Raw genomic sequence first — 20664 nt, 5'->3', positions numbered from 1 at the left:
AGGGCTAGCTCCTATTTTTATTTATCATTTAAAAATAATGCTTCTACATCTTTCCAACCATTTACACGCTTATAATCATGATGATTCATATTATGAACTGCAGTATACATAATAGATTCACCTTCGAAAATAGCAAGTTGACGTGGGTTATCATCAATTAAATAGTCCGCGTTAATAATATTTTTACGACCACAAAAAACAAAATGTTGTGGATCTAAAAATGGAAAATGTTCTAATAACCATTCATATTTATCATGAAATGATGTCGGAACATCCATTGCAGCTGTTGCTATATAAACATCATAATGTTCATTTAACTTTTCTACGACTTCTTGTGCGTTTGGCATAACCTTTAAATGTCTAAAGAATCCTGGCTCTCTAAGTATTTCAGTAACTAATCCGTCATGTTCTGGAATAACATGCTTTAATTTTTGTCCATTTAGTGATTCTACTGTGATTCCTAAATTAGCTCTTTCATTAACACCATCAATGATAGCGCCGAGTGTATCAGCGAGTACTTCATCCATATCTATAGCAATTTTCTTACGAGACATTAAATCTACTCCTCAAATGTAATGTATTCCTAAAGTATAGCAAAAGGACGATTCAGACAAAAGATATAACTCACCTAATATATTACTTTAAAATTTAAATTGTTGTAATACGTCAATCATCTTATCATTTTGTTCTGGGAATCCTACAGTAATTCTTACACCAGTAGGAAATGGTCGTGTAATACAGCCTACTTTTAAGAGTGCTTCATAAAGTGCTTTACTTTTATCTGTTTGTACAAATACAAAGTTAGTTTGACTTGGTAAGAAATGTTTACTTTGAGGTATTTGATAAAATTTTGCACGTTCCTCTGCATTTTTAGCAGTGATCTGTTTTAAGTAGTCTTGATCTTCTAATGCAGCTACTGCGGCATATTCAGATAATCGTGTAACATTGAATGGGGGTCTAATGATATTCCATTTTTCAATTGCTTCATTAGTGGCAACCACATAACCTACACGTAATCCTGCTAATCCATATGCTTTTGAAAAAGTTCTTAGTAAAAATGCATTATCAAATGTTTCCTGTAACTTTAAGGTATCAGGATAATCGTCTGCAGTAACAAATTCAAAGTATGCTTCATCAATGAGTACGGGCACATGGCTTGGTACACGTTCTAAAAATCCTTTAAGGTCATCATGATTAAAATATGTTCCAGTAGGGTTATTAGGATTACATAACCACACTAGAGAAGTATTGTCATCAACTTCATTTAAAATACCTTCTAAATCAAATCCACCATTCTTTAATGGCACTTGAATAACCTGAGCAGACTCAACAATAGCATTATGATAATACTGTCCGAATGTTGCTTCACTCGTTACGATTTTGTCCCCTGGCGTTAATACTGCTCTTGAAATCATTAAAATGACTTCATCTAAACCTGCACCAAATAAAATTCGAGATGCATCCACACCTAAATGTTGACTTATCGCCTCTCTAAGTAGTGGTGACCCTGTTTCAGGATAATAATATAACTCATCTAAATGGTTTGATATTGCTTCTTTAGCTTTAGGAGAAGGACCATATAAGTTCTCATTGGATGCTAATTTATATAACTCTTCCTCAATTCCATATGCTTCTTTAAGTGCTCTAGGTGATAAACCAGGTTGATATGCAGATAATTGTTCGAGTTGTTTTTTCATAATAATTGTTGCCCCTCAAATTGACAGAAATTTCAAAAACTTAATATTAATTATAAACACTTACTATTACATAAATCAATCCATCTTCCAATCAAATGTGATATATAAAATATAAAGATTCAAAAAAGCCTCAATGAGAATGGAACAATTAAATATATTCCATACGCATTAAGGCTATGTCTATCAAATTATTTTATTTTAATAGACCTTCTTTTTCTAAATAATCTTTAGCCACTTGATAAGGGTCTTGTTTCTTTACTGTCACTTTATAATTCATTTCTTGCATGTCTTCATCTGAAATCTTACCAGCTAACTTATTAAGTGGTTTCTTCACTTCTGGATGATCTTTGATGAATTTTTCTTTAAACATTGGTGCACCTTGATAAGGCGGAAATACATGCTTGTCATCCTTTAATACTACCATGTCATATTGCTTTAATTCTGCATCTGTAGAATATGCATCAATTAAATTAATATCTCCTTTTTCAACTGCAGTATAGCGAAGTTTAGGTTCCATGGTTTTGGCATTTGAAATATTTAGACCATAAGCCTTTTTAACAGCTTTAAATCCATCTGGTCGATCATTAAATTCCAATGTAAAACCTGGTTTCAATTTATCTTCTACTTTAGATAAGTCACCAATGGTTTTAATGTGGTTTTTCTTAGCAAAATCACGTTTAACTGCTAATGCATAAGTATTATTATATTTCATTGGCTTTAACATTGTCATTTTATATTTTTTCTCTAAACTTTGTTTTGCTTGTTGATATACTCTAGGTTCTTGTTTAGATTTTAAATCTTCTTTTGTTAATTCTCCTAAAACTGTACCTGTAAATTCTAAATAACCATCGATATCGTCAGATTTGAGTGCATTAAATAAGAAAGCAGTCTTACCCATTCCATCTTTGACTTCAACAGTATCATCGGTATCTTGCTCAATTAAAATTTTATACATATTTGTAATGACCGATGGTTCTGAACCTAATTTACCTGCTAGTGTAATTTTATCACCTTTTTGGGCAAATAATGGGACGATAATAGCAATCATAATAACTACTATCATTGTTCCTAATACAATTAATAACTTTTTGTACGATAATTTCTCCATAAATCTTAGTATAATATCAAATAATATGGCTAATAACGCTGCTGGAATCGCACCAATTAAAATTAATGATGCATCATTACGATCAATACCTAATAATATTAAATCTCCAAGGCCTCCTGCACCAATTAATGCTGCTAAAGTTGCAGTACCAATTATGAGCACCATAGCAGTTCTAATACCTGCCATAATCACAGGCATAGCTATAGGTAATTCTACTTTTGTTAAACGACGTATTGGTTTCATACCAATACCCTTTGCCGCTTCTATTAGTGATGGATCAACCTCTTTCACACCCGTATATGTATTACGTAATATTGGCAATAATGCATATACAACTAATGCAATGATGGCTGGCAAACGTCCTATACCAAATAATGGAATCATTAACCCAAGTAATGCTAATGAAGGAATGGTTTGCAATATTGCCGCAATATTCATGACAATTTCAGATGTTTTCTTCGTTTTAGTTAATAAAATACCGAGTGGTACTGCAATGATTGTTGCTATTAATAAAGCAATAAATGATATTTGTATATGTTCTATGATTGTTGAGAGTAACTGTCCCTTACGTTCTACTAGCGTTTGCCAAAATTCATGCATGGGTGTTATCCCCCTTTACGCCTGACAAATATTTAAATATATCTTCTCTTTTAATTAATGTTTTATGCTGTGAAGGTTCATCAATCATAACGATAGCATCGTGCTTGATGAATGTTTGATAAATATCATCTAAATATTGTTCATTACTGATTTCTGGATAATTTTCCTTAGCTGCATCCTCATCCAATTGACGTTCAATATTCAAATCTTTCAGCATCACTTTAGATTCAGATTGTTGCAAATGACTACCCATAAACTGTTTCACAAAATCACTTTGTGGCTGTTGCTGAAAACCTAAAGGTGTATCAATTTGTTCGACATGTCCTTCATTCAATAAGCAAATTCGATCTCCCAACTTCATCGCTTCTTGAATATCATGTGTCACAAATACAATGGTCTTTTGAATCTTTGTTTGTAACTCAATCAAATCATCTTGCAGCTTTTCTCTACTTATTGGGTCTAATGCACTAAATGGTTCATCCATAATAATGACAGGTGGGTCTGCAGCTAACGCACGTACTACACCAACTCGTTGTCGTTGTCCTCCAGATAGTTCTTCTGGCAATCTATTTTTATATATCTCAGGATCCAGTCCAACCATCTCTAATAATTCATTTACTCTTAAATCAATATCTTTATCTTTCCATTTCTTCATTTGTGGCACTTGTGCTATATTTTCTTTAATCGTCATATGAGGAAATAGCGCGATTTGTTGTAGTACATACCCAATATCCCATCTCATTTCATAAACAGGATAGTCACTGATTGGTTTATCCTTAAAATAAATATATCCCTCACTTAATGGTATTAATCGATTTATCATTTTTAACGTTGTCGTTTTCCCACAACCTGAAGGTCCTATTAATACGAAAAACTCTCCTTCTTTGATATTAAAACTAACATCATCCACTGCAACGTGATTGCCATAGCGTTTCGTCACATTTTTAAATTCAATCACAATTTCACCTTCATTCACTCTAATCAAATAGACATTTTCATCTACTATACCCTGTTTTATATTCTAATCACAAATTAAATCTTTGGATTTTTTATTTTCATACATAATCTTCTTTCAAAAGATGAAATGGATACCATTTTCAAAGTAAAAAACCCGATGTAACGCACATTCATCATGTGACATACATCGAGTTCATATTTCTTAATTATTTGCATGCGGCTATCATTTAAATACTTGTCTTATATGACTGTATTCTTTCTAGGAATTGTGGGCAATAATGTTTTAATTTATAACTCCCCACACCATCAATATTGATCATATCCTGTTTAGATTCTGGTTTTCGTTTAGCAAATTCTTCTAATGTGTAATCAGAGAAAATACTTACTGGTGCGATACCTAACTTATCACTTAATTGTTTTCTCACTTTAACCAATTCGCTAAATAAAGCCCTATCTACACCTTCTACGGTATTAATAAATACTTTTTCTTTTGATTTTTGTTTAAATGGCGTAGTAAATACTTTTGTATCATCATTTAACAATTTTTTCACTGACTTATCACATATAAGTATTTCATCATTTTCATTTAAAAAGCCTTTGAACCTTAGTTCATCAATTAAATGACTTAATTCAGATGTGGTATATGATTTCATAATACCGTGAGTAGTTAATTGATCGTAATCATTATATTTAATGTAATCTGTTGTTTCACCGCGTAACACTTGAATAATCACGCTATAACTTTCTTGTTGTCTCATTCTTGCGACACAGCTAATAATCATCTTAGCTTCTCTCGTCATATCATAAGTTTTATTCTCTTGAATACAATTACTACATTGTTTACATTCTTCTAATTTTTCATTTGGTTCAAAATAATGCACAATCGTTGCTTCAAGACACTTCTTTGTTTTGGTATATTGGAGCATTTTAGTTAGCTTTTCGCCCATCTTCTCTTTATAATCATCATCTGCTTGAGATACTGATATAAAATATTCGTGAAGTCCTCTATCACGTTCACTGAATAATAAGATACACTCACTTTTCAGACCATCACGACCTGCACGTCCAGCTTCTTGATAATATGATTCTAAATCACCCGGCATATTATAGTGTATAACAAATCTGACATTGGATTTATCTATTCCCATACCGAAGGCATTCGTCGCAATAACGACATTCACACGGTCGTATAGAAAATCGTTTTGAGCAGCTTCTCTTTCTTTATTGGTTAAGCCTGCATGATAAATAGTACATTTAACCTTATGACTTTCGAGTACCTCTTGTAGCTCTTCAACTTGTTTACGTGTCGAGCAATATATGATACCCGCTTCTTCATTATGTTCTGTGACATAGTCTACGACAAATTTTTGACGTTGATATGTTGGATTAACTTTAAATATTAAATTTCGACGCTTCGTACTGGTCTTCACTTCATCGTTGGCGTCAATATTTAACTTGGCCATAATATCTTGTTGTACTTCTGCTGTTGCTGTTGCTGTTAATGCCACAATTGCAAAATCTTGTGGAAGTGTGAAAACCTTTTGAATCACATTTTGATAACTTGGTCTGAAATCATGTCCCCATTTTGAAATACAATGTGCTTCATCAAATGCAACTAATCGTATATTTACTTTTCTTAATTGGCTTAAAAAATATTGATTTTCAAAACGTTCAGGTGCTACATATAAGAACTGAATATGACCACTAATTAAATCTTGCTCAATCTCTTTTTGTTGTTTCTGAGTTAAACTGCTATTTATATAAGCAGCATTAATCCCCATTGCTTTCAATTGGTCTACTTGGTCTTTCATTAAAGATATTAATGGACTAATAACTATTGTCGTTCCACCTAACATTAATCCAGGTACTTGATAACATATCGATTTACCGCCACCTGTAGGTAACACACCTAATACATTTCGATGGTCTATAATTTTTGAAATAATTTCTTCCTGACCTGGACGAAACGTATCGTAGCCAAAATAATGCGATAAAGTTTCTTGCATGATTAAATTCCCCTTATTGTTCTTTTAATTCTTCGAGTTCACTCCATCTTGTGATGTCAGTATCATATGTTGCTTCAAGTTCTTCCTTTTCTTCATTCAGTGCTTTGATTTTTGCATAATCTGCACTAGCTTCTACCATTTCTTCGTCAATTTCAACTAACCTTGTTTCTGTTTGATCAATACGTTCAAGAAGTGCTTCATATTCAAGCTTTTCTTTATATGATAGTCCCGATTTTTTTCGAGTTTGTGGCTTATGTTTGGTTTGATTGGCTTCTTGCTTATTCAGAGCCAATTGTTTATCCTGAGCTTTTTTATAGGCTTCATAATCTTCAAATGATCCGATGATTTTTTCCATTTTTCCATCATGAATATACCAATACTCTTGTGCCACTTTATTAAGAAAATATCTATCATGGCTAACAGTAATTACTGAACCGCCAAATTCATCGATATAATCTTCTAAAATAGTTAGTGTTTCGGAATCTAAATCATTTGTGGGTTCGTCTAATAATAATACATTCGGTTTATGTACTAATAAACGTAAGAGATATAGTCGTTTTTGTTCACCGCCAGATAATTTGTATACTTTCTTACCATGAGTTGAACTTGGAAATAGAAAACGCTCAAGCAGTTGTGTTACAGATACGGAAGTGCCATCTTTTTCCATAGCAACTTCGCTTTCTTCGCGAAGATAATCAATCACTCTAATATCTCTATCTAATGTTTCTTCAGTTTGTTTGAAATAAGCCACTTTAACGGTCTGTCCTACTTTTAATTGACCTTCAAATGATTGATCCTCAGATGCCAATATATTTAATAATGTTGTTTTACCTGCTCCATTCGGACCTACTATACCAATTTTTTGACCACTTTGTATGATCTCAGTAATATCTTCAAATAGTACTTTGTCATTGATTGTTTTTGATAAATGATCTAATTCATAAACTTGTTTACCAAGTCTTGAGTGAGCTAAATTCAACTGAGCTTTATCTTGCTTCGTTTGTTGTTTAACTTCAGATTCTAAATCGCTAAAGCGATTAATACGTGCCTGTTGTTTAGTCGTTCTAGCTTTTGCGCCAGCTCTCATCCAAGCTAACTCTTGCTTATATAGTGCTTTTTGCTTTTGTTGCTGTTTCTGTTCAATTTGTTCATTTTCAGCACGCATAGCTATGTAGTCTTCATAATTACCAGGATATGTTTTCAACTTACCTCTATCTAATTCAATAATTCTCGAAGACACTTCGTTTAAAAAGTAACGGTCGTGTGTTACAAATAAAACAGTGTATGGATATTGTTTTACGTAATTAATTAACCAGTTTATCGATTCAAAATCTAAATGGTTTGTCGGCTCGTCTAACAATAATAAATCTGGTTGTTCTATTAATGTCTTCGCTAAAACAACACGCTTTTGTTGACCACCTGATAATGCCTTCACTAGTTTATTTGTATCATTAATGCCTAATTTAGAAAGTATGGTCTTGATTTCAGCATTATAATCCCATGCCTCTTTACGATCCATCATTTCTTGGGCTTCCATCATAATTTGAAATTGCTTGTCGCTTTGATTGATGGCGTATTGACTCACAGCTTGTTCATAATCTTTAATCACCTTTAATGTGGGTGTATCAGAACTTAGTACTGCCTCAAACACTGTCATATCTCCATCAAGATCATGCTTTTGCGATGAATATCGTATTCGATAATTATTTGGATGTGTGATATCTGCTGTGAAGTCTTCATCTATATTACCTATGACCTTCAGCAATGTACTCTTACCTGTACCATTAATCCCTACAAGACCAATCTTTTCATGTTCAGAGATAGATAAATTTAAGTCATCGAATATCACTTTATCTGCATAGGATTTATTTAAATGTTCAATTTTATATGCTTCCATGCTTATCTTCCTTTTACTATCGAATTTTCTATATAATTTTGTTAAGCTTAAATCAGTTCTATATATTATACACCTTTTTAAGCTTAAATGATACAAGGAGACCTAGTTATGGCAGAATTCTTCGAAAATTTGCCTCCTCATTTCCAAGCTTTAATTGCAGGAATCATTACATGGTTATTAACAGCACTTGGTGCAGCTTCTGTCTTTATTTTTAAATCTGTTAATGATAAAGTGTTGAACTCGATGCAAGGATTTGCTGCAGGAATTATGATTGCCGCAAGTTTCTGGTCTCTGTTACAACCCTCAATAGAATTTAGCAAAGACTCAGCAATGCCTTGGTTACCAGCTGCAATTGGTTTCTTATTTGGCGGATTCTTTATTCGCGGACTAGATTTTGTTATACCGCATATACACCGTAATGCGAAAGATGAAAATCAACAACAAGAAGGTATTGATACATCTCTAAGTAAAAATGCATTACTTGTTCTTGCGATTACATTGCATAATATACCAGAAGGTTTATCAATTGGTGTTGCCTTTGGTGGCGTAGTATCAGGCAATGGCACTGCCACATTCTTAGGGGCAATTGGTTTAGCGATTGGTATAGGTATTCAAAATATTCCTGAGGGTGCAGCTTTATCTATGCCAATTAAAGCAGCAGGTGCTTCTAGTTGGAAAGCTTTCAACTATGGACAAGCTTCAGCCATTGTAGAACCTATATTTGCTATGATTGGTGCTGGTGCAGTACTCGTTATTACGCCAATGTTACCTTACGCACTTGCTTTTGCTGCAGGTGCAATGATATTTGTAGTAGTAGAAGAACTGATTCCAGATTCTCAATCAGGTAATAATACAGATTTAGCTACACTAAGCTTAATGCTTGGTTTTGCCATTATGATGGTATTAGACGTTGCATTAGGTTAATCATACATTTTGAAATATGCAATTTCCATATTATTCCTAAAATTAAAGTTTGAAAACGAAGGCAGATAGAACGATTACGAGGCGTGGGAGTTCAATAGAAACCCCATCCTTTTTTTATGCATTACTTTATATTTCAATAATAAAAAACCGAATTGAGCAAGCGCTCAATTCGGTTTTATTGAATTATTTTTTTTCGTTACCTTTTGGTCCTGGTTTATATTCATACTTCGATGGATCTACTTTTTTGAAATCAGGATTTTTATAGAATCTGAATAAGTCACCATTTAATAAACTATCATTCATTTCTAAATCTTTTTCAACTTGTTTTTGATTCTTCTCGAAGTCTTTTGGTTTTTTAGTTAGTAATTCATTATCTTTATTAGAATATAACTTACCATTAACATATTTGTAGTCTTTAGTGATAAAGTCACCATTTCTAAATGGTACGACATCATTATGTTGTTTAGAGAATAAATCAGTACCAAACATAATATAGTTTTTAGTATCAATACCAACTAAATGTAATATTGTTGGCATAACATCCATTTGTCCAGCGTATTCTTTATTTATTCCACCTGATTTACCTGGAACTTTAATCCAGAAACCAGTACGATTTAAATCAGTAAATTTCGCTGGTGTAATCTTTTCACCTAATAATTTTTCCATCGCATTGTTATGGTTTTCAGAGATACCATAGTGGTCACCATAAATCATGATAACAGAATCATCATATAAACCTTTTTTCTTAAGATCTGTAACATATTCTTCAAGAGCTTGGTCTAAATAATGTGCTGTTTGAATATATCCGTCAACTGTAGAGTCACCTGTATTTGGTTTATCAATTGATGCATCTTTCTCATCTAACGTGAACGGATAATGGTTAGTTAATGTAATTAAATGTGAATAAAATGGTTTCTTCATTTTAGCTTGATAATTAGCTGAATCTTTAAAGAATATTTTATCTTTTAATCCTAAGTTCTCCACGTTCTCATCTGACATATCATAATACGTTGCATCATAGAAACTATCTATACCAAAATGTTTATAAATTTGGTCTCTGTTCCAGAACGTTTTATAGTCACCATGCATAACGTTTGAAGTATAACCTTGCTTTTGATCTAAAATCGCAGGTAGTGATTGATATGTGTTATCACCTTTTAACGAATATGCAGAACCTTGAGGTAATCCATAAATACTATTATCCATCGTTAATTCGGCATCTGATGTCTTACCTTGACCTGTTTGATGGAAGAAGTTTGGGAAGTAAGTGTAATCTTCTTTACCACTTGAAAGTTTGTTCAAGAACGGTGTTACTTCCTTACCATTAACCTTCTTGTTAATTAAGAAAGTTTGGAAACTCTCTAAATGTATTTTAATAATATTTTTTTTCTTAGCCGCCCCATAATATTCTGGGTTAGGCTCAGTACGTTTTTGTTTTGTATAATTAAGCACTTTAGTTAAATCATCTTCTGATGCCAGCGCTTTTTGTTGATTGTTTTCAATCGTTTTCACACCATCATATACTGTAAAGTTAAATGGTCCTAAATATTTAACTAAGTATTTGTGGTCGAATGTACGAGTTAATAACTCTGGACGGTCAGTTTCAGCAAAAGCTAAGTTTAAGAAGAATAATGCAACTGATACAGCCATAACAACTGGAACAAATTTCTTACTAAATGCTTTTGTACTTAACCACTGACGTTTAAAGATTAGAATAAACAGGTAGATAATCGTATCGATAAAGTACACAAAGTCGTACCATTTAAATGAAGCACCTAATGCGCCACCCATTGATTCTACATTCCCTGCTTGATTTAAAGTACTAAACGTTAAAAAATCAGAGAAGAATCTAAAGTATACAACGTTAGCATACAGTAAAAATGTTAATAGGAATCCTCCGACAAAAATGAACCAGAAAGCCTTTTTACCTTTGAAGAATAAGAACACACTTAGTACGAGTGCGATTAAACTGTATGGATTCATCAGTAATATTAAGTTTTGTACTAATCCTTTAACACCTAAAGAAAAATCAACATAATAGGAAAAATATGTCTTCAGCGTGATCGTAAATACGGTCATCAGGAAAAACGCAAAAAGACTTATCTTCTTTTTGTGAGAACTCATGTTTGTTTCCTCCGTTTATTGTTAATAAACCACAAGAACCTTATCAATAACGAATTAAACGTAATTAGGCAATGGTAATTATCTTAAAACAACGCCAGTAAACTTTTATCCTCTAACATGATAATTACGTTTAATATATAAACGCATTGCTTACTTTATTGCGTCGAATTAAAACGAGTTATTTCCACTTTTATTTTAACCCATACCAATGTTGGTCTACATGATTTAACACAATATATAATTTTTAAAATTCACTAAACATTTCATTTTGACGTTAAAAATAGCTAGTAGATTGATTCAATAACTAGCTAATGTATTGTTGATGTTAATTTTTTATTAAGAAAATATGATGAATGTAATCATATTGTAACAAAATACATAGTTCAATATATTAATATAAAGGAAGCAACCTTAAATATCAAGTAAAAACACACTTTTCAACATATAAACTATGGTTTAAAATTATACTTTTTATAATGTACCTATATATTATATAGATTTGTTTTTATTAAGCCATCCGTCTTAAGAACGAGCTTCCACTTTACATTAATCGTACCTATTTCAACATTTCTAACTGCATACGATATTCAATGCCATGGAATAATTGATTTAACCAATTACTGTATTTAACGAGATTTTTCTCCGCTGTTTCAATATCTATAAATTGGAATTTTAATTTTGATCCCGTTGGTTTCTGAGCTAGTTTAGTTAAATGATAACTTGCAATCGTTCCTATCTGAGGATAACTTCCTAATGTATAGTGATCATTTAATAGAATAATGGGTGTGCCATCTCTTTTAACTTGGATTGTACCGCGTTTAACGGATTGATGTGCAGGCATATCTTCATAATATGCTTTTACTTTCTCACCTTCTAAAATCATGCCCATTCTATTAGCTTTACTAGTTACTTTATAGTTACGTGATGTAAAACGTTGTAATGCATTTTCTTTAAAATCTTCTGAACCTTTATTTTTAATGACATGAAATACGTCTGACATATAATTAAATGATAACGCATAGCCATCTACACCCCAATCAGTTTGTCGGGACTCAGCTAAATTTTCAAACAGTTTGTGATGTCGCTCACTATATAAGCGTTTCATTTCAATTTCATCACCATTTTGTAATTGTCGACCCTCAAAGCCACCCAATTTCACGTTGAAATCTGTGGATGTAGAACCTAACCATTCATCTAACTTAAAACCACCACCGATAGCTAAATAGACACGTGATGTTCTACTCGTTTCTTTAAACTTCAAAACATCATCTTTTTCCATTAAATATAACTTATATGGAAATACCTTCATTGTTTGTGTCTCGGCTTTAAAGTTACCACCTGCTAATGCGATGAGTGTAGGTTCTGTAAAACGAATCGTTGGCATTTTATGTGTCATTTCAAGTGTTGCTTCATTTTTATCATTAGCTACTAATCGATTGGCAATTTCATGTGACAAACTATCGAGTGCACCACATGGTATCACACCATTATGTTCATATCCGTGTCTCCCAAAATCATGAAAACTACTAAACAAACCGCTATTTTCTATTATGATTGACATGTTTTAAAGTCTCCTAAATCCAATTCGTTTTTATCTTTAGCAATAAATTGTACATTATCGCCCAATTTTAAGAGTGAAAAATCATCTTTGTTTGGAAAGAAAAGTTGTGTTGGTGTATACCCAATTACCAACCAGTCATTATAAGTGTCAGTAGTAACGATACCACATTTCTTGCCTTCAATGACGACTGAACCTGCCGGAATAAATTTCTTTTCTTTACTTGTATGATTCACAAATAATTTTTTATTCATTCCTGTTAAATATGGAAATCCTGGGGAATATCCCATCATTGATACAAAGTAGTCACTTCCTGTATGAAGTGCTTTAAATTGTGATTCATCAATTTTTAAATGTTTTAATAATGATGCCAAGTCTGGCCCATATTCATCTCCATATACAATAGGAATTTGAAATGGCGCTTGTGCTTTATTTTCATGTTTTATTTCCAACTTAATCGATTCAATGAGCGCTTTCATATATAAGAATGGGGATTGTATATGATGATGTTTAATCATGTCTCGTGCATCATAAATAATCATCATATCCGATTCAGTAGGTACAATTTCTGTAATGAACGAATAATTTTTTTTATTCAAATATGATCTCAAGGCTAATAAATCTTCAGTAAGATCTTTTGATACCTTTTTCTCTATTGATATTACGATGGCTTGGTCGCCTTGACTATATATTTTCATACCTTCACCTCAAAAGTCTTTAATGATGATAAAATACGTCCATACGCTCTATTACAAAAGGCATAAGTGATTTAATCAATAAATATACTAATATAATGGCACATATGGTAGTAGCTGTTGCAACGATACGTGCGAATATTTGAGCTCTCTTTTGTAATAATCGATTAACGATGACTTTATTTACAACTGCTACAACAATTAATAATCCTATCCATATTAGTGTCATTATCTACTCCGTCTGTTAATATTTCGCATTTCTTCCATGTTAATTTTATAGGTAAATTGTAACATCGGCAACCTCTCGCAAACTATTTAGTAAAAATACCTCCACTTTCTTTGTCTTCAATTTCTCTATTAATTCATCGACATAATAGTCTCTTTCTTGCAAACAACCTTCATCAATCAAGGATTGTCGCATACATCCTAATAGAAAATCTTCATTATAATGAGGTGTAAAATAATGATCGTTTTCTTTGAACATGACATTACCAATATTAAATTCTAAAATTTTGCCATTTTCATCAAATATGAGTGCTAAATCAGTGTTTAAATCATAAGATACATGTTCTCTATTTGAGGTTTTATTAATTTTCATTAGATGCGACGTATTGGCATGTTCACGTACTAAAGACGCAGTGAAATGTGATTTAGATGTTAGGGGCGCCACTAAATAATCGAAATTCCCTTCTTCTTGTAACATCACTTTCAAACGATAGCTACCTTCAGAATATTCAGCTTGGATCGATTGAATAAGACGGTCCCAATCTAGCTCATTAAAAGCTATATTCAATTTGTTGCTAGATTGACTCATTCTCTGTTTGTGAAAAGTAAGTCGTGCAATATGACCATTCTCTAATTTCATTGTTTCAAATAAGTACATTATAATCTCTCCAGTATCCTTGTCTTATCATAAAATTCTTTGACTTCATCATCTGGATTAGAGTTAATCGTAATCCCAGCACCAACACCATAAATTGCTTGTTGATGTCGATATTCAATCGTACGTATAGGTATATTAAATATCATTTTATCGTTAGGAAGTAATAATCCAATTGTTCCACAATATATGTGTCTTGGAACTTGTTCTAAAGAATGAATTAACTTCATAGTATTTATTTTAGGTGCACCAGTAATAGAACCACACGGAAATATAGCATTCAAGATCATTTCAAGGGTCACATCTGACGATAATTTTCCTGTTACCATACTCGTCATTTGGTGTACCGTATGATACGTTTCGATAAAGAATAATTTATAAACAATAATACTCCCTGTCTTTGCTATTCTAGAAATGTCATTTCTCAATAAATCTACAATCATTACATTTTCAGCTTTATCTTTCTTAGACTGTTGTAGTTGATGGTAGTTTTGTTGATCTTCTTTATTGGTTTCACCTCTCGGCATGGTACCTTTCATAGGTTTACTAACTAACACGTTCTCTTCACCATTAAAGATTCCTTTCTGAAAAAATAATTCAGGAGAAATAGATGCAACTTTGATCTCATCTGTATCTAATAAGGCTGTGTAATTACCATTTGCCTCAGTAGTTAATTGTCGATATAACTGATGAATCGGTAAGTAGATGTCATCAGTCAAACGTGTAGTATAGTTCACTTGATAAGTATCTCCTTCGACAATTGCATGTTGAATGCTTTGTATTTTTTCTTTCATTTGTTGATTTGATTCTATAAATTTAAATTGATGTTTCGGTTGATATGATGCATTATTCAATTTCTTAGATTCATTAATATGATTAGCACCTTTAAAGCTATATGCAATTGCTAAGACACCATCTTCTTCTAAATGGCACACGGTCATTTGTGGGTTGAAATAACGAGCCGCTTCATATGTTACATATAACGCGACATAACGACCTTGTTGTTGTTGTAATTCTGCAAAACGTATCACATGCCCCACTTCATCCATATGTTTAGCTACCTTTTTTTCAATCAATTGATCTAATTCAAGATGATAGGTTTCGAATTGATTGTCGTCTAAGTAATAGCGATAGTTAAATTTGATAGTCACTATTTTCACCTACAATGTCGATAAAGTTTTGAATCTGGTTTTGGCCTTGTTCGCTTAAAATGGATTCTGAGTGATACTGCAATCCGTAAATAGGATATTTATCGTGCTGTAATCCCATAATGACATCATCTTCTCCTTCAGCTGTAACCTTCAATTCATTAGGAACACAACTTTCATCTGCCTTCAAAGAATGATAGAGCATAACACTGAAGCTATCTGGTAATCCTTTGAATACACCTTCGCCGTTATGTCTTAATAATGTCGTATGACCATGTATAGGTCTATCTCTATGTATAATTGTTCCTCCAAAATATTGGTAAATCATTTGAAATCCTAAACAGACCCCCAAAATAGGTATGCGCTGATAAAAGTCATCCATCACCTTAAATAAAATAGGATAATCACTAGGTCTCCCAGGACCCGGTGATATAACGATAGCTTTGGGCTTCAATTCTTTTAATTCTTCTATATTAATATCCTCTACATCAACGACGTTAACCGTCTCTTGGGTAGCCATTTTAAAATAATTAATTAAATTATAAGTAAATGAATCATTATTATCTATCACTACTATCATGATTACGCTCCATTACATTAATATTAGTTCTTCTATACGTCTTTAACACTATTATCACAAAAATTCACTTGATTTTACATATGAATTGGTTTATTCTATGTTGCGTACAAAATATATATTTATCAGAGGTTCCTAGCCGAAACCCTCTATAAAAAACTAGACACTGAATTCAATTTCTGATTGCAAATAGACATATCATTTTAATACTTTCTTTAAAATTATATGTGTATTCACAATCTGTCGTCTATCTTTTTTATAGAGATAGGCTTTTTTTATGCCCTAATGTTCGGTTTCAGTGACTAATGATATACAGGAGGAATAATTATGGTGCAACACACTCTAGATCAAAACAAAGCTATTGTCGTCTTTAGCGGAGGTCAAGATAGTACAACATGTTTGTTTTATGCTAAAAAGCATTTTAAAGATGTTACTCTCGTTACCTTTAATTATGGACAAAGACATGATACTGAAATTGAAGTAGCAAAAAAAATTGCTCAAGAGCAAAACGTAGAACACCACATATTAGATATGTCGTTGTTATCGCAACTGACACCTAATGCATTAACACAACATGATTTAAAAATTGAAGATACTGAAGATGGCATACCAAATACATTCGTACCTGCTCGTAATTTACTCTTCTTATCATTCGCTGGTGCATTAGCTTATCAAATTAAAGCTAAACATATTATTACTGGTGTGTGCGAAACTGACTTCTCAGGATATCCAGACTGTCGTGATAGCTTCATTAAATCCATGAACGTAACATTAAACTTGTCTATGGACAGAGACTTCGTGATTCACACGCCATTAATGTGGTTAGATAAAGCACAAACATGGGAACTTGCTGACGATCTTGGGGTATTAAACTATATTCGTGAAAATACGCTAACTTGTTATAACGGTATTATTGGAGATGGCTGTGGTGAATGCCCTGCCTGCCAATTAAGATCACGTGGACTCGAAAAATATCTTGCTAAGAAAGGAGTACAATAAGATGATTCAACAAATTTATCCTAGTGTCAGTCATCCCTATCAATTCGAACTTAATAAAGACTTTAACTTTTCAGCAGCACATTACATTCCGAGTGAAGACGCTGGGAAATGTATGCGTACTCACGGGCACACATATTTCGTAAATATTACCATAGCTGGAGATGAATTAGACCATAACGGTTTTTTAGTGAATTTTAGTGATTTAAAAAAATTGATACATGACCAATTCGATCATTATTTATTAAATGATTTAGTTCAATTCAAAGGTAAAAGTCCTTCTACAGAAATTGTCGCTCAGACTATTTATCAAATGGTGCAATCATACCTTAAAGATCAAAAAAACCATCCAAAATGCGTCCAAGTTTATTTACGTGAAACACCTACTAGCTATGTCGTATATCGTCCTAAAGGTGATTTATAATGGCTAAAATACCTGTATTAGAAGTATTTGGACCAACAATTCAAGGAGAAGGACGCGTCATTGGTAGAAAAACAATGTTTGTTAGAACTGCAGGTTGTGATTATCGCTGTAGTTGGTGTGATTCTGCCTTTACATGGGATGGTAGTGCTAAGGAAGATATTCAATTAATGTCTGCAGAAGAAATATATAACAAATTGCGTGAAATAGGTGGCGATAATTTTAATCACGTCACAATTTCTGGTGGAAATCCAGCACTTATCAAAGGTATCCAAGATTTAGTAGATTTATTTGAAGAACATCATATTCAAACTGCCCTAGAAACTCAAGGCAGTAAATTCCAACCATGGATGACACAAATCGATGATTTAACGATAAGTCCTAAACCACCAAGCTCAAATATGAAACCTAATTTGGATATTTTAGATAGCGTTATTGAACAATGTGTACCTGAATCTCTTAATTTAAAAGTCGTTATTTTTGATGAAGATGACTTCGAATTTGCTAAAATGATACATCATCGTTATCCAACAATTCCGTTTTATTTACAAGTTGGTAATCCATATTTAGATGATGACGTCGACAATCATACTGCCAAGCTATTACAACGTTATGAACAATTAGTCGATCGTGTCATGACAAGTAGTGATATGAATAATGTATACGTATTGCCTCAATTACACACTTTGTTATGGAGTAATATGAAGGGCGTTTAAACTCATTTAATATAACTTTAACAATTTCGAGTGTTATATAATGATTAAGTTTATGTTAATTGATATAATAATTGAATGAAGTATTACGGATAGGAGTACACCATGATTCTATATATATTAATTAATATTGCCGTAGTATTGCTCATTGTAGGAATAGATTTATATTTGCACCAATTTAAACAACTTCGATTTAGTTCAATACTAATAGCTATTTCATTAAATGCTATTATCGATTTAATTGTAGTCGCAAAATATAATTTCATTTCAATCTATACGATGATTTTATTTATTGTATGGGCATTATTACAACTCTATTTAAATAAAAAAATTAACCCTTTCATGATAAAAGACCAAAAGTTCATTGCAGTGATATTTGTAATTGTCATCAGTTTAGCACAGTTTATAACTGATATATCCAGTGAACAATCTGTCTATATGTCGTTACCATACTTAGCTCCAGCTATTTTCATTATTGGTGCAGTATTATTATTTGTAGGTACATTTAATGTATCGGAACTTAATCATCTACCTATTTTAAAAACAATCAAGCATCCTATGCTAATTGGTACGATATTAATTATCATCTCATTTATAGCTATGATGATACTCACACCTTTTTGGTATGTATTTACTATCATCTATGTACTATTCATATTATTTATCATATGGCAACGTATATTTAGAGGTCCGGACAAAAGCGTTTAGGATTTGAGCAGAACCGAACGATGATAAAGAACTACTTCCTTATTCATAGGTTAGTAGTTCTTACAAACTCAATAGTTGAGTTTGTTCATTTGAATTGTTTTCCAAATTTTGTCGAATCGTGAGCGTTTGCCCAACTTGCATTATTTGCAGAAATTGGAATACCAATTTCTCTATGTTGGGTCCCTTCTGCCGATAATCTTGCTTTTGGGACGCCGTTAATCGGTTTCCCAGAAGCACAAAAACTTTATGTCTCAACCTCTTTTTTTCGTTGTCGATAAATCAAATTATAAAAAGCTTACAGCTCATGGACTGATCCATAGCCTGTAAGCTTTTTGTTTAATGAACACGTTCTTTATATTCTTCACTATTTTGTGTTGCTTGATATGTTGGTTGATGTCTATGTGCATCAAATCTTCTAATTTGATGATAGTGTTGAGATTGATTTTTACTAGATTGTGTCTTGTTTGAGTCATTTGACTCCTGTGATATTTCAGATGTTTGTTCAGGTTCAATATTTGTTGCCTGAACAATATATTTAGGTCGCTTTTTCACTTCATAATAGATTCGACCAATATACTCACCAATAACTCCTATGGACATTAACTGAATACCACCTAAAAGTGTAATCGCAGCTATTGTTGTGAAGTAACCAGGAATGTTTACACCTGAAATCATGATATTAATTAAAAGATACAGAAGATATAGTACACTGAGTGAAAATGTAAACATACCTAGATAAATCATCATTCTTAATGGTTTATTATTAAACGAAATTAAGCCATCAATACCATAATTTAATAATTTGGCAAATGACCATTTCGATTCTCCTGCTTCACGTTCTACATTTTCATAGGTGAATACTTTCGTATTATAACCTATCCATTCAAATAATCCCTTTGAAAATCGGTTATATTCATCCATAGATGTCAGTGCTTGTACTGCACGCTTGCTTATTAATCTAAAGTCACCTACGCCATCTTCAAACTGTACATCTTCCACAAAGGCATTTATCAACTTATAATAAGCACGTGTCATCGATTTTCTAGCGACATTTTCTCCTTTACGATCACGTTTTGCTATCACTTGATCATAACCTTCATTATATCCTTCAACCATTTGCGGAATAAATTCTGGCGGATGTTGTAGATCAGCATCTATCATAACTACAGCGTCACAATGTTCACTATGCTGATAGCCTGCCACCATAGCAGCCTCTTTACCAAAGTTTCTACTAAATAAAATATATTTTACGTGGTGGTCGGCTAATGCTAAATTTTGTAGATGATCAATAGTTGAATCTTTACTGCCATCATCTATGAATAGTAAATCGTATTCATATTGTTTATCGCTACTATCTTGCTTTAATATCTCAGTCAGTTTTTCATATGTCTTTAATACGACTTCTCCTTCATTATAACAAGGAATGATGACTCTTATATTCATTCAATGACATCCTTTTCTAGTAATTGATTTAATATTATTTTATCAATTACTTAATAGTGTATTCTACTTAGAGCCTTTGTATTTACAAAATCTTAATATTCCATTAATGTTTATCGCAATATTTATCGAAAATCATTACTTTTGTAAAATTAAACGACCTCAAAAATAACATAAATGTTTTTTACTCATACAATGATTTATGATGTGTCGCA

Annotated in this window: 19 protein-coding genes; 5 read left to right on the top strand and 14 right to left on the bottom strand. The window is 32.4% G+C overall.

Features of this window, described 5'->3' with window-relative positions; genetic code table 11:
- Positions 1 to 17: 17 nt before the first annotated feature.
- From ACJQQZ_RS01040 to ACJQQZ_RS01015, 6 genes are all read right to left on the bottom strand, one after another.
- Positions 18 to 554: a 5' nucleotidase, NT5C type gene (locus ACJQQZ_RS01040; RefSeq protein ID WP_075778904.1), complete on the bottom strand. Its 537-nt coding sequence runs from the start codon at positions 552 to 554 to the stop codon at positions 18 to 20.
- An 87-nt stretch (positions 555 to 641) separates the two neighbouring features.
- Entirely contained in the window at positions 642 to 1697 is a 1056-nt protein-coding gene (gene hisC / locus ACJQQZ_RS01035) for a histidinol-phosphate transaminase (protein ID WP_002450947.1), read from the bottom strand.
- 193 nt (positions 1698 to 1890) lie between these two features.
- On the bottom strand, positions 1891 to 3405 hold the full coding sequence (locus ACJQQZ_RS01030) for an ABC transporter permease/substrate-binding protein (RefSeq protein WP_075778903.1): 1515 nt from the start codon (positions 3403 to 3405) through the stop codon (positions 1891 to 1893).
- Positions 3398 to 4363 carry an ABC transporter ATP-binding protein gene (locus tag ACJQQZ_RS01025; RefSeq protein ID WP_075778944.1) on the bottom strand — a complete coding sequence of 322 codons (966 nt, stop codon included), beginning with the start codon at positions 4361 to 4363 and terminating at the stop codon, positions 3398 to 3400. The genes ACJQQZ_RS01030 and ACJQQZ_RS01025 overlap by 8 nt, the downstream gene beginning before the upstream one ends.
- Before the next feature lie 226 nt (positions 4364 to 4589).
- Positions 4590 to 6371, bottom strand: coding sequence for a DNA helicase RecQ (gene recQ, locus ACJQQZ_RS01020; RefSeq protein WP_107532206.1), 1782 nt, complete (start codon positions 6369 to 6371; stop codon positions 4590 to 4592).
- A gap of 10 nt (positions 6372 to 6381) precedes the next feature.
- The gene (locus ACJQQZ_RS01015; RefSeq protein ID WP_185291352.1) at positions 6382 to 8271 is read right to left on the bottom strand and encodes an ABC-F family ATP-binding cassette domain-containing protein; all 1890 of its coding nucleotides are present in this window, start codon (positions 8269 to 8271) and stop codon (positions 6382 to 6384) included.
- Between the two features lie 102 nt (positions 8272 to 8373).
- On the opposite strand from ACJQQZ_RS01015, the gene ACJQQZ_RS01010 reads away from it, so the two are divergent.
- Entirely contained in the window at positions 8374 to 9189 is an 816-nt protein-coding gene (locus ACJQQZ_RS01010; RefSeq protein ID WP_107532204.1) for a ZIP family metal transporter, read from the top strand.
- A 183-nt stretch (positions 9190 to 9372) separates the two neighbouring features.
- On the opposite strand, the gene ltaS is transcribed toward ACJQQZ_RS01010, so the two are convergent.
- The 7 genes from ltaS to ACJQQZ_RS00975 form a co-directional block, all read right to left on the bottom strand.
- Entirely contained in the window at positions 9373 to 11313 is a 1941-nt protein-coding gene (ltaS, locus tag ACJQQZ_RS01005) for a polyglycerol-phosphate lipoteichoic acid synthase LtaS (protein ID WP_002450953.1), read from the bottom strand.
- A gap of 556 nt (positions 11314 to 11869) precedes the next feature.
- On the bottom strand, positions 11870 to 12874 hold the full coding sequence (locus ACJQQZ_RS01000) for a 5-oxoprolinase subunit C family protein (protein WP_002450954.1): 1005 nt from the start codon (positions 12872 to 12874) through the stop codon (positions 11870 to 11872).
- Entirely contained in the window at positions 12862 to 13569 is a 708-nt protein-coding gene (locus tag ACJQQZ_RS00995) for a 5-oxoprolinase subunit B family protein (RefSeq protein ID WP_002450955.1), read from the bottom strand. Before ACJQQZ_RS00995 ends, ACJQQZ_RS01000 begins: the two co-directional genes overlap by 13 nt.
- 19 nt (positions 13570 to 13588) lie before the next feature.
- Positions 13589 to 13795, bottom strand: coding sequence for a hypothetical protein (locus ACJQQZ_RS00990; protein WP_002450956.1), 207 nt, complete (start codon positions 13793 to 13795; stop codon positions 13589 to 13591).
- A gap of 45 nt (positions 13796 to 13840) precedes the next feature.
- Positions 13841 to 14449 (bottom strand): aminotransferase class IV, encoded by a 609-nt coding sequence (locus ACJQQZ_RS00985; RefSeq protein WP_002450957.1) that lies wholly within the window; start codon positions 14447 to 14449, stop codon positions 13841 to 13843.
- Positions 14449 to 15597, bottom strand: coding sequence for an aminodeoxychorismate synthase component I (gene pabB / locus ACJQQZ_RS00980; RefSeq protein ID WP_124228501.1), 1149 nt, complete (start codon positions 15595 to 15597; stop codon positions 14449 to 14451). Before pabB ends, ACJQQZ_RS00985 begins: the two co-directional genes overlap by 1 nt.
- On the bottom strand, positions 15581 to 16174 hold the full coding sequence (locus ACJQQZ_RS00975) for an anthranilate synthase component II (protein ID WP_124228502.1): 594 nt from the start codon (positions 16172 to 16174) through the stop codon (positions 15581 to 15583). The genes pabB and ACJQQZ_RS00975 overlap by 17 nt, the downstream gene beginning before the upstream one ends.
- Positions 16175 to 16498: 324 nt before the next feature.
- Between ACJQQZ_RS00975 and queC the strand changes: the two genes are divergently transcribed.
- The 4 genes from queC (at position 16499) to ACJQQZ_RS00955 (ending at position 19009) form a co-directional block, all read left to right on the top strand.
- Positions 16499 to 17170 carry a 7-cyano-7-deazaguanine synthase QueC gene (gene queC, locus ACJQQZ_RS00970; protein ID WP_002450960.1) on the top strand — a complete coding sequence of 224 codons (672 nt, stop codon included), beginning with the start codon at positions 16499 to 16501 and terminating at the stop codon, positions 17168 to 17170.
- Position 17171: 1 nt separating this feature from the next.
- Positions 17172 to 17591: a 6-carboxytetrahydropterin synthase QueD gene (gene queD / locus ACJQQZ_RS00965; RefSeq protein ID WP_002450961.1), complete on the top strand. Its 420-nt coding sequence runs from the start codon at positions 17172 to 17174 to the stop codon at positions 17589 to 17591.
- On the top strand, positions 17591 to 18304 hold the full coding sequence (queE, locus tag ACJQQZ_RS00960) for a 7-carboxy-7-deazaguanine synthase QueE (RefSeq protein ID WP_002450962.1): 714 nt from the start codon (positions 17591 to 17593) through the stop codon (positions 18302 to 18304). Before queD ends, queE begins: the two co-directional genes overlap by 1 nt.
- 102 nt (positions 18305 to 18406) lie before the next feature.
- Positions 18407 to 19009 (top strand): hypothetical protein, encoded by a 603-nt coding sequence (locus tag ACJQQZ_RS00955; protein ID WP_049423587.1) that lies wholly within the window; start codon positions 18407 to 18409, stop codon positions 19007 to 19009.
- Positions 19010 to 19345: 336 nt separating this feature from the next.
- Here the strand turns inward: ACJQQZ_RS00955 and ACJQQZ_RS00950 are convergent, their stop codons facing one another.
- Entirely contained in the window at positions 19346 to 20452 is a 1107-nt protein-coding gene (locus tag ACJQQZ_RS00950) for a glycosyltransferase family 2 protein (RefSeq protein ID WP_408023013.1), read from the bottom strand.
- Positions 20453 to 20664: the final 212 nt, after the last annotated feature.

It is taken from the genome of Staphylococcus sp. KUGN1, assembly GCF_045984185.1.
Lineage (GTDB): Bacteria > Bacillota > Bacilli > Staphylococcales > Staphylococcaceae > Staphylococcus > Staphylococcus warneri_A.
Note: the sequence above shows the minus strand (reverse complement) of the source record. Positions and strands in the feature narration are given on the sequence as shown.

What these genes read in the sequence shown, in the direction of transcription:
- ACJQQZ_RS01040 (WP_075778904.1), bottom strand. Translation starts at nt 554, where the DNA reads ATGTCTCGTAAGAAAATTGCTATAGATATGGATGAAGTACTCGCTGAT.
- hisC (WP_002450947.1), bottom strand. Translation starts at nt 1,697, where the DNA reads ATGAAAAAACAACTCGAACAATTATCTGCATATCAACCTGGTTTATCA.
- ACJQQZ_RS01030 (WP_075778903.1), bottom strand. Translation starts at nt 3,405, where the DNA reads ATGCATGAATTTTGGCAAACGCTAGTAGAACGTAAGGGACAGTTACTC.
- ACJQQZ_RS01010 (WP_107532204.1), top strand. Translation starts at nt 8,374, where the DNA reads ATGGCAGAATTCTTCGAAAATTTGCCTCCTCATTTCCAAGCTTTAATT.
- ltaS (WP_002450953.1), bottom strand. Translation starts at nt 11,313, where the DNA reads ATGAGTTCTCACAAAAAGAAGATAAGTCTTTTTGCGTTTTTCCTGATG.
- ACJQQZ_RS01000 (WP_002450954.1), bottom strand. Translation starts at nt 12,874, where the DNA reads ATGTCAATCATAATAGAAAATAGCGGTTTGTTTAGTAGTTTTCATGAT.
- ACJQQZ_RS00995 (WP_002450955.1), bottom strand. Translation starts at nt 13,569, where the DNA reads ATGAAAATATATAGTCAAGGCGACCAAGCCATCGTAATATCAATAGAG.
- ACJQQZ_RS00990 (WP_002450956.1), bottom strand. Translation starts at nt 13,795, where the DNA reads ATGACACTAATATGGATAGGATTATTAATTGTTGTAGCAGTTGTAAAT.
- ACJQQZ_RS00985 (WP_002450957.1), bottom strand. Translation starts at nt 14,449, where the DNA reads ATGTACTTATTTGAAACAATGAAATTAGAGAATGGTCATATTGCACGA.
- ACJQQZ_RS00975 (WP_124228502.1), bottom strand. Translation starts at nt 16,174, where the DNA reads ATGATAGTAGTGATAGATAATAATGATTCATTTACTTATAATTTAATT.
- queC (WP_002450960.1), top strand. Translation starts at nt 16,499, where the DNA reads ATGGTGCAACACACTCTAGATCAAAACAAAGCTATTGTCGTCTTTAGC.
- queD (WP_002450961.1), top strand. Translation starts at nt 17,172, where the DNA reads ATGATTCAACAAATTTATCCTAGTGTCAGTCATCCCTATCAATTCGAA.
- queE (WP_002450962.1), top strand. Translation starts at nt 17,591, where the DNA reads ATGGCTAAAATACCTGTATTAGAAGTATTTGGACCAACAATTCAAGGA.
- ACJQQZ_RS00955 (WP_049423587.1), top strand. Translation starts at nt 18,407, where the DNA reads ATGATTCTATATATATTAATTAATATTGCCGTAGTATTGCTCATTGTA.
- ACJQQZ_RS00950 (WP_408023013.1), bottom strand. Translation starts at nt 20,452, where the DNA reads ATGAATATAAGAGTCATCATTCCTTGTTATAATGAAGGAGAAGTCGTA.